This window comes from Gordonia terrae (assembly GCF_001698225.1).
In the GTDB taxonomy this organism is placed as follows: domain Bacteria; phylum Actinomycetota; class Actinomycetes; order Mycobacteriales; family Mycobacteriaceae; genus Gordonia; species Gordonia terrae.
Genome location: NZ_CP016594.1, coordinates 4,717,465 through 4,731,702, shown reverse-complemented (window position 1 = coordinate 4,731,702; position 14,238 = coordinate 4,717,465). Strand labels below are relative to the sequence as shown.

The window sequence follows — 14,238 nt, the reverse complement described above, 5'->3', positions numbered from 1 at the left end:
CGGTCGGAACAGTATCGGGGGTCGGTCGGGCACCCGCCAGGCGAGCACGACGATCCTCCCGGACCTGTTTCAGGGTCGACAGAGCCCTGGTGACAGCAGCTCTCGGCCTCTCAGATCGCGCCATCGACTGATTCACCCCGCATTCCGCCATTGCACGACTTCGGTCCGGCCGCCCGACGACACCGGATCAGCGGGAGGGCAGCAGGACCGATTGCGCCATTCACCCTAGCGAATGGCCCGACAATCCAGCACTAGGGCGTTTGATCGAACGAAGGGTCCCCGGCGACACGATGCTTGAATAGAGGGCATGACGTCTTTCGGAGATCTTCTCGGCCCACAACCGGTTCTGCTCACCGGGGACGACGACGCCGAATCGGACCTGCTCAACGGCGCCGTCGCGGCGGAGGTCGCGGCCGCGCACCCGACCGCGTCGATCGCCTGGGCGTATCTGGCCGAGGCGGCTCTCGAGTCGTCGAAGGGCGCCGCGGCCGGCGGCGACATCGACATGCCCGCGGTGATCGCGGCCTATGCCTACGCGCGGACCGGTTACCACCGCGGCCTCGATCAGCTGCGCCGGCACGGCTGGAAGGGTTTCGGTCCGGTGCCGTGGAGCCATGAACCGAACCGCGGCTTCCTGCGGTGTGTCGGGGCGCTGGCCCGGGCCGCCGAACTGGTCGGCGAGGAGGACGAGCACCTGCGTTGCCTCGACCTGCTCAACGACAGCGATCCACGCGCGGCCGCCGAACTCGGCCTTGTGTGACGGCACCGAGACGACCGGTCATCCCGGGATGACGTCCGCCTGATGGGATCGAGCGCCGCGAACCCGTCGTACCCGCGCCGGGTGTTCAACGCGATGCCCGCGCCGCTGAAGAACCGGCTGCGCAGGCTGCGTGTCTCGCTCGTCCCCATCGTCCAGTGCGCGCTCGCGGCGGGCGTCTCCTGGTGGATCGCGGTGGAGATCTTCATCCATCCCGACCCGTTCTTCGCCCCGATCGCCGCGGTGATCTCGCTCGGCCTCTCGCTGGGGCAGCGGTGGCGGCGCGCAGCCGAACTCGTCGGCGGCGTCGCGATCGGGATCCTCGTCGGCGACCTCTTCATCAGCCTGGTCGGTGAGGGGGCGTGGCAGATCATGATCGTCGTCGCCCTGGCGATGACGGTGGCGGTCTTCCTCGACGACGGTCCGCTCGTCCCCATGCAGGCGGCCTCGTCGGCCGCGTTGGTCGCGACGCTTCTCCCGCCCGGCGGGGTGGCGGGTTTCCATCGCGCGCTCGACGCGCTGATCGGTGGGCTGGTCGGCATCCTCGTGGGGGCGCTGCTGCCGGTGAACCCGGCGAGCCGGGCGCGCCGGGACGCGGCCGGGGTCCTCGCCACGGTTCGCGACGCCGCCCGCCAGCTGGCCACCGGACTCCGCGAGCGCGACGAGGAACTCATCGCGGCCGCACTCGAAGCCGGCCGCGGGACGCAGGCGGAGATCAACAAGATGCGGTCGGACATGACGGGCGGACGCGAGGTCACCCGGATCTCACCGCTCTACTGGGGTTCGCGGATGCGGTTGGACCGGATCTCGGCCACCGCCGACCCGATCGACAACGCCGTGCGCAATTTCCGGATCATCGCGCGGCGTTCGCTCGGCATGACCCAGCGGGGGGTGCCGGTGCTCCCCGAATTGATCGAGATCATCGACGATCTCGCCGGCGCCTTCGAGGTGCTGCGCGCGATGATGATGGCCGACCCCGGCGAGGAACCCGATCAGGCCGATGCGGCCAGGGTGATCCGCAGCATCGTGCGCAAGGCCCGGATCGACCTGGTCACCAACAGCGAGTTGTCGGAGGCTGCGCTGCTCGCGGAGATCCGCTCGCTGCTCGTCGACCTGCTGATGACGGCGGGTCTGCGCAGGTCCTCGGCGCTGGCGACCCTGCGGAGCTGACCGGCCTGTTGCCACATATGCGAAATTCTGCATATATTGACCGGCATCATGGGGCATTCACATTCGCACTCGCACGCTCCCGCGGGCGGTGGGCAGCGGCGGCTCTGGCCGATGGTGCTGGCGGTGGGACTGATCGGCAGCTACTTCGTCGTCGAACTCGTCACCGGCATCCTGGTGAACTCGCTCGCGCTGATCGCCGACGCGGGACACATGCTGACCGACGTCGTCGCGCTCGTCATGGGGCTGATCGCGCTGTTGCTCGGCCGGCACGGGCGGATCACCGACACCCGTAGTTTCGGTTGGCACCGCGCCGAGGTGTTCACCGCGGTCGCCAATGCCGTGCTGTTGATGGGCGTCGCCGCGTTCGTGCTCTACGAAGCGGTGGAACGCATCGGCAGCGATCCGCAGGTCCCGGGACTCACGCTGATCGTCGTGGCCCTGATCGGTCTGCTGGTGAATCTCGGGGTCATGTTGCTGTTGCGCGCGGACGCCAAGGAGTCGATCGCGGTACGCGGCGCCTACCTCGAAGTCCTGGCCGACGCCGTCGGCAGCGTCGGTGTCCTGGTGGCCGGCATCGTCGCGATGACGACCGGATGGGGTTACGCCGACATCGTCGTCGCGGTGCTGATCGCGCTGTGGGTGGTCCCGCGCGCGGTGCGACTCGCGCTCGATGCGCTTCGCATCCTCAACCAGCAGGCGCCGGCCCACGTCGACGTCGAGGCGTTGCGGGCCGATCTGGCCGACATCCCCGTGGTCGACGACGTGCACGATCTCCATGTCTGGACGCTCACGACGGGGATGGACGTGGCCACCGTCCATCTCGGCAGCAGTCGCCCCAACGGTGAGGTGCTGCCCGCCGCGCAGGCCGTCCTGGCCCGGCACGGACTCGAGCACGCGACGGTGCAGATCGATCCCGACGACCACCAGCGACGATGTCGGGACGAGATGACCTGGTGACCGTTCGTCACTGCGTCGTGAATGTTGGTTATGCCTTACATTGCGGCGCATGGAACGACGCGACTTCCTGCCTCCTGCCCTGACCGGCGACGGTTGCACACGGCCGCAACTTTTCGCTCACCCTGATTCGTAGTCGCCGGATCGGGACGTCGCGTCGTTACCGTGTGTCGGTCATGGCTACCTCCACACTCACCCCCGCCGCGGCCGGCGAGACCGAGGCCGAGCGTCGCAAGCGGCTCCGGACCGTCGTCGCGGCAAGCCTTCTCGGCACGACCGTCGAGTGGTACGACTTCTTCCTCTACGCGACCGCGGCCAGCCTGGTGTTCAACCAGCTCTTCTTCCCCGACCAGAGTTCGTTCGTCGGAACCCTGCTGTCCTTCGCGACCTTCGCGGTGGGCTTCGTGGTGCGTCCGATCGGCGGAATCGTGTTCGGGCACATCGGCGATCGCATCGGCCGCAAGCGCACGCTCGCGATCACGATGGTGATGATGGGCGTCGCGACCGCGCTCATGGGTGTACTCCCGACCGCGGCGTCGGTCGGCGTGCTCGCCCCGATCCTGTTGCTGCTCTTGCGCATCGTTCAGGGGTTCGCGCTGGGCGGGGAGTGGGCGGGCGCCGTCCTGCTGTCGGTCGAGCACAGCCCGGACGGCAAACGCGGTCTGTTCGGGAGCATCCCGCAAATCGGTCTCGCGCTCGGACTCGCCTTGGGCACAGGTGTGTTCGCGCTGCTGCAGGTGGCGCTCGACGATCAGGCCTTCCTGACCTACGGCTGGCGTATCGCGTTCCTGGTGAGCATCGTGCTGGTGGTCATCGGGTTCGTCGTACGCCTCAAGGTCGACGAGACGCCGGCCTTCGCCGAGGTCGCCGAACTCGCGAAGAAGTCCACGGCACCGCTGCGCGACGTCGTGGTCCCGCCGAACACACGCAACACCGTCCTCGGCCTCCTCGCCCGGTGGGGTGAGGGATCGGCCTTCAACACCTGGGGCGTCTTCGCGATCGCCTACGCGACCACCGAACTCGACATGGAGAAGGTCCCGGTCCTGGTGGCCGTGACGATCGCGTCGCTGGTCATGGCGGCCCTGCTGCCGTTCTCCGGACTGCTCACCGACCGCTACGGCGCCAAGACGATCTATCTGGTCGGGATCACCGCCTACGGCGTCGCGGTCTACCCGGTGTTCGTGCTGTTCGGGACGTCGAACCTGCTGTGGTTCACCGTCGGGCTGGTGATCGTCTTCGGCGTGATCCACGCACTGTTCTACGGCGCGCAGGGCACATTGTTCGCGAGTCTGTACCCGACCCCGGTGCGCTACACCGGTCTGTCGGTCGTCTACCAGTTCTCCGGCATCTACGCATCGGGTCTGACGCCGCTCATCCTCACCGCGCTGATCGGCGCGGCGAGTGGGTCGCCGTGGCTCGCAGCCGGATACCTGGTGCTCACCGCGATCATCAGCGTTGTGGCGACCGCCCTCATCCGACGCGACGACCTCCACCTCACGACGGGGCCGGAGGCGCTACCCGTCAGGGACGCACGAGCAGCAGATCGGTGACGTGTCGGTAGAACGTCGACCGTTTCACGACGCGTGGGTTCACCACCCCTTCGCGTTCGACGACGACGTTGGTGCCCCCGGTCTGGCAGGCCCGTCCGGCGAACCACTTGCCCGGCAACAACATCCGCTCCACCTGTGCGCGCAGCCCGGGCGCGGTGAGGGTCGGCTCGATGAGGACGGAACGCACCTCGCCGTCGAACAGGCGCTCGTTGTCGACGTAGGTCTCGCCGTGCAGCTTCGCGCCCTCGGCACCCAGGTGGCGGGCGCTGCCGACCACGACCGTCGCGGCGTCGTCGCGGATGAGCGGCACCGCGACCGCGGTGCCGTGCTCGGCCAGGTCGCGTGCTGCCGGCCCGTGCGGCAACCCGTAGCGGCGCGTCGCCGGGGTGGCCTCGGCGGAGACGTACGCGACCTCGACGTCGAGTCGTTCGGTGACCATCAGTGCGGCGAGCACCTGGGACAGGAAGATGTCGTTCTCGTGGGCCACGGTGGGCGCGAACCGCTCGGCGACGCGCGGCTCGACGACGAGGCGGGAGACGTCGGGATCGGCCAGGGCATCGGCGACCGCGGCGCGGACGGCCTTCTTGTCGTCGGCGCGGCTGGTCTGGGTCAGGAGGGCAAACGGCACGCGGATAGCGTATCGAGCGCGCCGACCCAGTAGTGTTGGTCAGGTTTGGTCCCAAGCGCGCCACACAAAGGAGTACCGGACATGGCCGCGATCGTGCTTATCGGAGCCCAGTGGGGTGACGAGGGCAAAGGCAAAGCGACCGACCTCCTCGGAGGCCGGATCAACTGGGTTGTCCGCTATCAGGGCGGCAACAACGCCGGGCACACCGTCGTACTCCCCAACGGGGAAACCTTCGCGCTGCACCTCATCCCGTCCGGCATTCTGACGCCCGGTGTGCAGAACGTGATCGGCAACGGCGTCGTCGTCGACCCCGGCGTGCTGCTCACCGAACTCGGTGGCCTCGAGGACCGCGACGTCGACACCTCCGGCCTCCTGATCTCCGCCGACGCGCACCTGCTCATGCCGTACCACGTCGCGATCGACAAGGTCACCGAGCGCTTCCTGGGCAACAAGAAGATCGGGACCACCGGTCGCGGCATCGGCCCTTGCTACCAGGACAAGATCGCCCGCGTCGGTGTGCGCGTCGCCGACGTCCTCGACGAGAAGATCCTGACCCAGAAGGTCGAGGCCGCGCTCGAGCTGAAGAACCAGATCCTGGTCAAGATCTACAACCGCAAGGCTCTCGACCCGGCGCAGGTCGTCGACGAGGTCCTCGGGCAGGCCGAGGGTTTCAAGCACCGCATCTCCGACACCCGCCTGCTGCTGAACCAGGCCCTGGAGAACGGCGAGACGGTGCTGCTGGAGGGTTCGCAGGGCACCCTGCTCGACGTCGACCACGGCACCTATCCGTATGTGACGTCGTCGAACCCGACGGCCGGCGGTGCCGCGGTGGGCGCCGGAATCGGCCCCAACAAGATCACCACCGTCCTGGGCATCCTGAAGGCCTACACCACGCGCGTGGGATCGGGACCGTTCCCCACCGAGCTCTTCGACGAGTGGGGCGCATACCTGGCCAAGACCGGCGGCGAGGTGGGCGTGACCACCGGACGTGCCCGCCGCTGCGGCTGGTTCGACGCCGTGATCGCCCGTTACGCGACCCGCGTCAACGGCATCACCGACTACTTCCTCACCAAGCTGGACGTCCTCTCCAGCCTCGACACCGTGCCGATCTGTGTGGCCTACGAAGTCGACGGCGAACGTGTCGAGGAGATGCCGATGACGCAGACCGGCTTCCACCACGCGAAGCCGATCTACGAGGAGATGCCCGGCTGGTGGGAGGACATCTCCCAGTGCAAGACCTTCGAGGAACTGCCCCAGAACGCGCAGAACTACATCCTGCGGCTCGAAGAGCTCTCGGGTGCGCACATCTCGTGCGTGGGCGTCGGTCCGGGTCGGGATCAGACGATCGTGCGGCGCGAGATCGTCTGACACTTCGCTTCTCAGTATCTGCGGCCCGGCGGCCGTCGTGAACCACGAAAGAGCCGCCTGAGAGCCGGATTCCTGCTCCCTGAGGTGTGCGAGCGAAGCGAGCCACGAAGGGGCTGGCGAGGCGCGTCACCAGGCCCTTCGTGGCTCGTCGCTTGCGCTCCTCGCACCTCAGGGAGCAATGGGGGTGCTCCCGCTCAGGGGCGGGGTGACGCTCCGGAAATGGCTCCGCGAAGCTCGTCGCGGATCCGGGCACGGCTCGTGATTAGCTAGTGCCCATGCGTGCGAAGCGGGGGAGCCGCGACTACGGGTCCATCCTGCTCGGTTCCGTCGGCGAGAGCTCGGTCAAACAGCGGGTTCGCATCCAGACGCTGCTGACCGGGTCGATCGTGGTGGCCAATCTGTTCGGGGCGATCGTCGCGGTCTCGCTCACCGCGGTCGGCATCCCGCAGCCGACCATCTTCACCGCCGAACTGTGGTGGGTCAATTTCATCGTGGTGCCCGTCTACATCACCGCGGCCTTCGTGGTGGGGATCGGGTGGGGCACCTACGTCGGCGTCCGCGACCTGCGCTGGGCTATCCGCGACGTCGCGCCGACCAAACGCGATGCCCGTCGGACGATGCGGTTGCCGTGGCGGTTGTCGCTGGTGCAGGGATTCCTGTGGGGCATCGCCACCGTCATGCTCACCATCATGTACGGGATCGTCGACCCGCAGCTGATCCCGAAGACGCTCTTCGTGGTGAGCCTCAGTGGCGTCGTGGTGGTGGCGATCTCGTACCTGTTCATCGACTTCACGCTGCGTCCCGTTGCGGCGGAACTGATCTCGGCCGGGCATCGCCGACGCAAACGTACCGGTGTGAAGGCGCGCTCGGTCGTCTCGTGGATGGTGGGTTCGGCCATCCCGATCATCGGGATCCTGCTCGTGCTGGCCTTCGGGCTCGCGCGGGACGAGACCTCCAAACTCGATCTGTTCGTCGGGGCGACGGTCCTCGGGATCACTGCGCTGTTCACCGGCCTGCTGCTCACACTGCTGTCGAGTATGAGCGTGACCGGACCCATCCGGAGCGTGCGCGCCGGGATGAACCGCGTGAGCAACGGCGACCTCGACAACGCCGACCTAGTCGTCTACGACGGCACCGAACTCGGCGATCTCCAGGTCGGTTTCAACTCGATGGTCGCCGGACTCCGTGAGCGTGAACGGATCCGGGATCTCTTCGGACGTCATGTGGGACACGACGTCGCCGAGGCGGCGATGTCGTCGAGCCCGGAACTCGGCGGCACCGAACGCCTGGCCGCCACGCTGTTCGTCGATGTCATCGGTTCGACGACGCTTGCCGCGCAACGGCGTCCGACCGAGGTCGTCGAGATCCTGAACAAGTTCTTCGCCGTGATCGTGCGGGCGGTCGAGGAACACGACGGCCTGGTCAACAAGTTCGAGGGCGACGCGGTGCTCGCCATCTTCGGTGCGCCCATCGACCTCGACGACGCGGCCGGCAGCGCACTCGCCGCCGCCCGCGACATCGCGTACGGGTTGGCCGAGGAGGTCCCGGAGCTGTCTGCCGGGATCGGGGTCAGTCACGGGGCCGTGGTCGCCGGGAACGTCGGTGCCATCGAGAGATTCGAGTACACCGTCATCGGCGATCCGGTGAACGAGAGTGCCCGGTTGTCGGAGCTGGCCAAGCGGGATCCGCGGCGGCCGTTGGCCTCTGGGCGTGCGGTCGAGGCCGCGCAGCGGACAGAGGCCGACCGCTGGGAGGAGCAGGAGACCACGTCACTGCGGGGTCGTACGGAGGAGACCACCGTGTTCGCCGCGTTCGTCGGCGAGGGATGACGGTCCCGCTCAGCCGATCGCGTCCTCGGAGCTGATCAGCAACCCGTCGGGGCCGACGATGCTCAGGCCCAGCCCGTCGAAGACGAGGTACTTGTATCCGTTGTTGTAGGCGACGTAATAGGCGCGGCCGCTGCCGTTCTCCTGCACGTGCACCTCGGACACCGGGATGCACAGCGTGTTCCCGGTGGAGCGTGCGACACCCCGGTACTCGAGGGCGCCGTCGGTGCGCCATTGGCAGATCGACGCCGCCGACTGCGCGGTGACAACGGAGGTGACGAGCCGCTGCCCGGCGTCGCAGGACGGTGCGGACGGCGCAGCAGCCGCGGCGGAGGTGCCGACGGCGAGCGCGCCTGCGGTGAGGACGAGGGAGGCGCCGGCAGTGGCCAGGCGGGTGAGGGTCGTGGTCATGGGAACCGACGGTAGGGCCGGACCGCCGAACGCGAAATGGGCAGAACTCCCCGGAGTCGTTCGGGTGGGCGACGGTGCGCGCTCCGCAGGCTCCGGGCTCCTCAGGGGTTAAACGTCCCGGTCGCCCTGCCCCTCGGCGAAGTCGAGGCGGCGCAACGCGATCCGCAGTACTTCGTCGTCGATGCGGCCCGCGTCGCGTTCGGCGATGAACGCCGCGCGCTGGATCTGCAGGATCTCCGTCCGCAGGCGCGCGCCGGCGGACGAGGGACTCTCCCCGAGATCTTCGGGGCCCCGGCCCAGTTCCTCCCACGCCACGTTGCGCTGCGTCGTGACCCACTTGCGCAGCATCACCACCTGAAGGCGGCGCGGGTCGTCGTCGGTCAGCTCGGCGGCGTATTCGTCGAGACGGCGTTCGGCTTCCCGGGACGCCCGGTCCTGGGCGGCCGCGTACGCCAGCCGGTCCTGCGCATGCTCGTCGCCGCTGACCCCGAGGAATCGGATGACCCAGGGCAGGGTCGTGCCCTGGATCAGCAGCGTTCCCACCACGACGACGAAGGTGAGGAACAAGATCTCCGCGCGGGCGGGGAAGGGCTCGTTCATCTCGGTGAAGACCGGTATCGCAAAGGCGGCGGCCAGCGACACCACACCGCGCATACCCGCCCAGGACACGACGAACACCGACGCCGGGGTGGGTGGCGGTTCGCGGTCGCGGATCCGTCGTGAGAGCAGACGGGGCAGATACGTCGCCGGGAAGACCCAGACGATCCGTACCAGGATCGTCGCCGCCAGGACGGCCGCGGCGTCGATGGCGATCTGCGTCCACGACTCGTTCTCGACACCCTCGATGAGCATCGGCAGCTGGAGGCCGATCAGCAGGAAGACGAACGACTCGAGGATGGTGTCGATCGACTTGCGCACCGCCTCGTCCTGCAGGCGTGTCGCATAACCCAGCCGCACCGACCGGTGGCCGAGGTAGAGACCGGCCGTGACCACCGCGATGACACCAGAACCGTGCAGCTCCTCCGCCGCGTAATACGTGGCGAACGGGACGATGATGCCGATGGCCGTCTCCATCGGTGGGTCGGTGAGCCAGACGCGCACCCACGACACGACCATCCCGACGAGGAGCCCCATGATCAGGCCGCCGAGGGCGGCCACCGCGAACGTCAGGACCCCTTCGCCGACCGTCGCGGTGGCCCCCACCGCTGCGGCGAGCGCGATCCGGAAGGCGGTCAAGGCCGTCGCGTCATTGAGCAGGCTCTCGCCGCCGAGCAGCGTCATCATCCGACGCGGGAGACCCAACCGGCGGCCGATGGCCTGCGCGGACACCGCATCCGGCGGCGCGACGACGGCGCCGAGCACCAGCGCCGCGGCGAGCGGGAGATTGGGGACGACGAGGTAGGCGACGTACCCGACGACCAGCGTCGTCACCAGCGGGAGGCCGACGGCCAGGAACCCGATCGCGCGCCAGTTGGCGCGGAACGCCTGATACGAACTCTCCTGCGAGGCCGAATACAACAGCGGCGGCAGGATGAGGAACAGCACCAGCTCCGGTTCCAGGGCCACCGACGGCAGCTCGGGAATCCAGCCGATGCCCAGCCCGACGGTGACCAGCACGAGCGGCGAGGACAACCCGTAGCGACGGCACAGAGCCGCGATCGCCACGGCGATGACCGCGACCAGCAGTAGCGATGCGCCCATTCGAGCGACTCTAATGGCGCCCGGCGCGGTGGATAATGTCGAGCATGCAGATCTTTCGCCGGAAGTCCTCGTCCGGTCCGCCGGAGTCGGCGTCGGCCGGCTCGACCGCCACCGCACGCTGCGCCGAACTGGAGGCGTTCGGCGCCGCGCCGGCCGACGACCCGGCCCCGGCCGCCGGCGACGACCGCAGCTGCCAGGATTGCGTCGCGATCGGGGAGACCCACTGGGCCCACCTACGAAAGTGCCTGACGTGCGGACACATCGGTTGTTGCGACTCCAGCCCGCGCCGGCACGCGACGGGACACTTCCACGACACCGGGCACCCGGTCATGCGTTCGGCCGAACCGGGTGAGGTGTGGCGGTGGTGCTTCGTGCACGAGGTGACGGGATGAGTGCGTCGGGATGTGTGCTGACGGCAAGTAGGATTTGAGGATGACGTCGAACAGCGAGAGCGCGATCAGCGCAGCCCAGCCGGCGCCGACGACCGGGCCACCGGACGTCATCGGCACGCCGCTGAGTCCGACCGCGACCAAGGTGATGGTCCTCGGAGCCGGTGAACTCGGCAAAGAAGTCGTGATCGCGTTCCAGCGCCTCGGTGTCGAGGTAGTCGCCGTGGATCGCTACGCCGACGCACCCGGCCACCAGGTCGCCCATCACGCCGAGGTCATCGACATGACCGATGCCGATGCGCTGCGCGCCGTCGTCGACAAACATCGTCCCGCGTATGTGGTACCCGAGATCGAGGCGATCGCCACCGAGGCCCTGGTCGACATCGCCGAACGCGGTATCGCCGAGGTCATCCCGACCGCGAGCGCGGTCGTCGCGACGATGAACCGTGAGGGCATCCGGCGCCTCGCCGACGAGGAGCTCGGCCTGCCGACCTCGCCATACCTCTTCGCGGACACGCTCGAGGAAGTCACCGTCGCCGCGCGCCAGATCGGGTTCCCGTGCGTCATCAAGCCGGTCATGTCCTCGTCGGGCAAGGGGCAGTCGGTGGTGCGCGGTCCTGAGGACCTGGCGTCGGCGTGGGAGACCGCGAACACCGGTGGTCGTGTACGGGGTACTCGGGTGATCGTCGAAGGCTTCGTCGAATTCGACTACGAGATCACCCTTCTCACGGTCCGGGCGATCGATCCGGCCACCGGCCGGCTCACCTCGCACTTCTGCGCGCCCATCGGTCACCGGCAGATCAACGGCGACTACGTGGAGAGCTGGCAGCCGCACGAGATGAGCAGCGACGCGCATGCATCGGCGACGTCGATCGCGGCGCGTATCGCCACCGCGCTCGGCGACGGAAAGCTCGCCGGGCGCGGGGTTTTCGGTGTGGAGCTGTTCGTCAAGGGGGACGACGTCTACTTCTCCGAGGTCAGTCCGCGACCCCACGACACCGGTTTGGTGACGATGGCGACGCAGCGCCTGTCGGAGTTCGAGATGCACGCCCGGGCGATCCTCGGCCTCCCGGTCGACGTCACACTCGCGTCCCCGGGCGCGTCGGCCGTCATCTACGGGCAGCTCGACGAGCCGGCGATCGGGTTCGAGAACGTCGCCGCGGCGCTGGCGGTCCCCGAGACCGACATCCGGCTGTTCGGCAAGCCCGAGAGTTTCCACCGCCGGCGGATGGGCGTGATCACCGCGACCGCCGACGACGTCCCGGCCGCCCGTGAGCGCGCCGTCCGCGCCGCCTCGCTCGTCACCCCGGTGCCGGGTCGCGCCGCCGTCCGCACCGTCACCGCACTTCCGCCGACCCCGCCCCCGACGGCGCCTCCCCGACGGCCCGGGCCGCCGCCCGGACCGGTCGGCCCACCGCGTGGACCCGCGGGCCCGCCACCCGGCGTGCCGAAGCCTGCGGGTGGACCGCCGGGTCCGCCGCCCCGCCGGCCGGGCCCGCCGCCGCAGCCTCGACCGGTCCCTCGGCCGGCAGGTGGTCCACGCCCGGTTCCCCCGCCCTCGACACCCCCGCCGGGAACGCCCCCGCGTCCCGCGGGCCCGCCGCCGCGGACGGCTCCCAAGGACCAGTCCCCGAACGAACCGGCTCCGGCGATGACCTCGATCGTCAAGACCGGTGGCCGGACCACCGACGTACGCCCCGACGCGTCGTCGACACCCGGCGAGTGACCGGACGACACGCGGGTGCCGTTCTGGGGTGAGCTGCTGGTCGCAGCGGTGATCATGGTCGGACTGGTGGGCATCGTCGTGCCGATCCTGCCCGGCACGTTGCTCATCGTCGGTGCGCTGTTCGTGTGGGCGCTGATCGTCGGCGGCTGGGCCTGGTCGGTGTTCGCGCTGGCCCTCGTCGTGATCGCGACCGGTGAGGTGCTCAAGTACCTGGTCGCCGGGCGGTCCCTGCGCGCGGACGCGATCCCGAACCGCACGATCGTGGTGGGCGGCCTGGTCGGCATCGTCGGTTTCTTCGTCGTGCCGGTCATCGGTCTGCTGCTCGGGTTCATCGTCGGCGCACTGGCGTCGGAACTGGTCCGCACGCGGAGCTTCGACGGAGCCTGGCGCGGCGCGTTCTCGGCACTCAGAGCCGCCGTCAAGACGATCGGCATCGAGTTGCTCTTCGCGCTGATCGCGACCGGCATCTGGACCGGCGGCGCCTTCGTCTGGTGACCTGCGGGGGTCGCCGATCCGCGTCTGAACTGGCAATATCGAAGCTTGTGACCGCGGTCACCGATTGCATGTGTACAGTCGTGCACCGAAGGGTAAATACCCGTCAGTAACTCCAGCCAAGGGGATTCCAGGGGAGGAGTTTGTGTGAACCTATTGAAGTGGAGCAAGAGGCCGGCAGCGGGGGTCGAGGCCCGCAAGCCCGAGGTCAACATCATCCGCGGTCTGGTGGCGCGAGCGACCACTCCGCTCCTGCCGGACGACTATCTACACCTGATCAATCCGCTGTGGAGCGCACGGGAACTCCGCGGCAAGGTGCTCGACGTCACCAAGGAGACCGACGACACCGCGACCGTCACCATCCGGACGGGTTGGGGCTTCCCCGACTCGTACAAACCGGGCCAGTACGTCGGCATCGGTCTGCAGATCGAGGGCAAATGGCACTGGCGGTCGTATTCACTGACGTCCATCGGGGCCGGCGAGAACAAGACCATCGCGATCACCGTGAAGGCCAACCCGGACGGGTTCCTCTCGTCGCACCTGGTCGACGGCGTCAGCCCCGGGACGATCATCCGGCTGCAGTCACCCAAGGGTGACTTCCACCTGCCCGAACCGGTGCCGGGCAAGATTCTGTTCGTGACCGCGGGCAGCGGCATCACCCCCGTGATGGCCATGCTGCGACAGCTGAGTTCGCACGGTGAGACGCCCGACATCGTGCACATCCACTCCGCGCCCACGCGCGACGACGTGATCTTCCTCGACGAGATGGAGAAACTGGCCGAGGAGGCCGACGACTACGACCTCAACCTCCAGCTGACCAAGGAGATGGGGAAGTTCGACGTCTCCCGGATGGACGAGTGGGCGCCGGACTGGCGCGAGCGCGAATGCTGGGCCTGTGGGCCGGTGGCGCTGCTCGACGCGATGGAGAGCCACTACGAGGACGGTGGTCTCCGCGAGCGGCTGCACGTCGAGCGGTTCGCCATCGCGCGCACCGACCACGGCGGCGAGGGTGGCACCGTGAAGTTCGCGATCTCGGACAAAGAGGCCGAGATCGACGGCGCCACAACGCTGCTCGAGGCGGGTGAGAACCTGGGCATCCAGATGGCATTCGGATGCCGGATGGGCATCTGCCAGACCTGCGTCGTGCCACTCGCCGGGGGTTACGTTCGTGACCTGCGCACCGGCGAGGAGCGTCGCGAAGGAGAACGAATCCAGACATGCATCAGCGCCGTGTCTGGTGAATGCACCCTCGATCTGTAGGAGGCT

The 14,238-nt window shown here is 68.5% G+C and carries 13 protein-coding genes; 10 read left to right on the top strand and 3 right to left on the bottom strand.

What is annotated here, in order from left to right; translation table 11 throughout:
• Positions 1 to 307: 307 nt before the first annotated feature.
• The 4 genes from BCM27_RS20950 (at position 308) to BCM27_RS20935 (ending at position 4,431) form a co-directional block, all read left to right on the top strand.
• The gene (locus BCM27_RS20950) at positions 308 to 760 is read left to right on the top strand and encodes a DUF3151 domain-containing protein (protein WP_004020751.1); all 453 of its coding nucleotides are present in this window, start codon (positions 308 to 310) and stop codon (positions 758 to 760) included.
• A gap of 42 nt (positions 761 to 802) precedes the next feature.
• Positions 803 to 1,927: an FUSC family protein gene (locus BCM27_RS20945; protein ID WP_004020752.1), complete on the top strand. Its 1,125-nt coding sequence runs from the start codon at positions 803 to 805 to the stop codon at positions 1,925 to 1,927.
• Between the two features lie 48 nt (positions 1,928 to 1,975).
• Positions 1,976 to 2,884, top strand: a complete 909-nt coding sequence (locus tag BCM27_RS20940) for a cation diffusion facilitator family transporter (protein ID WP_033206121.1) — start codon at positions 1,976 to 1,978, stop codon at positions 2,882 to 2,884.
• Positions 2,885 to 3,057: 173 nt separating this feature from the next.
• Positions 3,058 to 4,431: an MFS transporter gene (locus BCM27_RS20935; RefSeq protein WP_051987066.1), complete on the top strand. Its 1,374-nt coding sequence runs from the start codon at positions 3,058 to 3,060 to the stop codon at positions 4,429 to 4,431.
• Here BCM27_RS20935 and BCM27_RS20930 read toward each other — a convergent pair.
• The gene (locus tag BCM27_RS20930; RefSeq protein WP_004020755.1) at positions 4,403 to 5,059 is read right to left on the bottom strand and encodes a hypothetical protein; all 657 of its coding nucleotides are present in this window, start codon (positions 5,057 to 5,059) and stop codon (positions 4,403 to 4,405) included. The two genes, BCM27_RS20935 and BCM27_RS20930, sit on opposite strands and share 29 nt — an antisense overlap.
• 81 nt (positions 5,060 to 5,140) lie before the next feature.
• Here BCM27_RS20930 and BCM27_RS20925 point away from each other — a divergent pair, with 81 nt between their 5' ends.
• Positions 5,141 to 6,427 carry an adenylosuccinate synthase gene (locus tag BCM27_RS20925; RefSeq protein WP_004020756.1) on the top strand — a complete coding sequence of 429 codons (1,287 nt, stop codon included), beginning with the start codon at positions 5,141 to 5,143 and terminating at the stop codon, positions 6,425 to 6,427.
• A 275-nt stretch (positions 6,428 to 6,702) separates the two neighbouring features.
• Positions 6,703 to 8,256, top strand: coding sequence for an adenylate/guanylate cyclase domain-containing protein (locus tag BCM27_RS20920; RefSeq protein ID WP_004020757.1), 1,554 nt, complete (start codon positions 6,703 to 6,705; stop codon positions 8,254 to 8,256).
• Between the two features lie 9 nt (positions 8,257 to 8,265).
• Here BCM27_RS20920 and BCM27_RS20915 read toward each other — a convergent pair whose 3' ends face one another.
• Together BCM27_RS20915 and BCM27_RS20910 are read right to left on the bottom strand one after the other, a co-directional pair.
• A complete protein-coding gene (locus tag BCM27_RS20915) occupies positions 8,266 to 8,664 on the bottom strand; it encodes a hypothetical protein (RefSeq protein WP_004020758.1) in 399 nt (132 codons plus the stop codon).
• 108 nt (positions 8,665 to 8,772) lie between these two features.
• Positions 8,773 to 10,365 carry a Na+/H+ antiporter gene (locus BCM27_RS20910; protein WP_004020759.1) on the bottom strand — a complete coding sequence of 531 codons (1,593 nt, stop codon included), beginning with the start codon at positions 10,363 to 10,365 and terminating at the stop codon, positions 8,773 to 8,775.
• Positions 10,366 to 10,409: 44 nt separating this feature from the next.
• On the opposite strand from BCM27_RS20910, the gene BCM27_RS20905 reads away from it, so the two are divergent.
• The 4 genes from BCM27_RS20905 to BCM27_RS20890 all read left to right on the top strand — a co-directional run bounded on the left by BCM27_RS20905 (position 10,410) and on the right by BCM27_RS20890 (position 14,232).
• Complete coding sequence (locus BCM27_RS20905; RefSeq protein WP_004020760.1) at positions 10,410 to 10,757, top strand: UBP-type zinc finger domain-containing protein; 348 nt, start codon at positions 10,410 to 10,412, stop codon at positions 10,755 to 10,757.
• A 40-nt stretch (positions 10,758 to 10,797) separates the two neighbouring features.
• The gene (gene purT, locus BCM27_RS20900) at positions 10,798 to 12,480 is read left to right on the top strand and encodes a formate-dependent phosphoribosylglycinamide formyltransferase (RefSeq protein ID WP_004020761.1); all 1,683 of its coding nucleotides are present in this window, start codon (positions 10,798 to 10,800) and stop codon (positions 12,478 to 12,480) included.
• A gap of 15 nt (positions 12,481 to 12,495) precedes the next feature.
• Positions 12,496 to 12,975, top strand: a complete 480-nt coding sequence (locus tag BCM27_RS20895) for a DUF456 domain-containing protein (RefSeq protein ID WP_004020762.1) — start codon at positions 12,496 to 12,498, stop codon at positions 12,973 to 12,975.
• A gap of 144 nt (positions 12,976 to 13,119) precedes the next feature.
• Positions 13,120 to 14,232 carry a ferredoxin reductase gene (locus tag BCM27_RS20890; protein ID WP_004020763.1) on the top strand — a complete coding sequence of 371 codons (1,113 nt, stop codon included), beginning with the start codon at positions 13,120 to 13,122 and terminating at the stop codon, positions 14,230 to 14,232.
• The last annotated feature ends 6 nt before the right edge of the window (positions 14,233 to 14,238 follow it).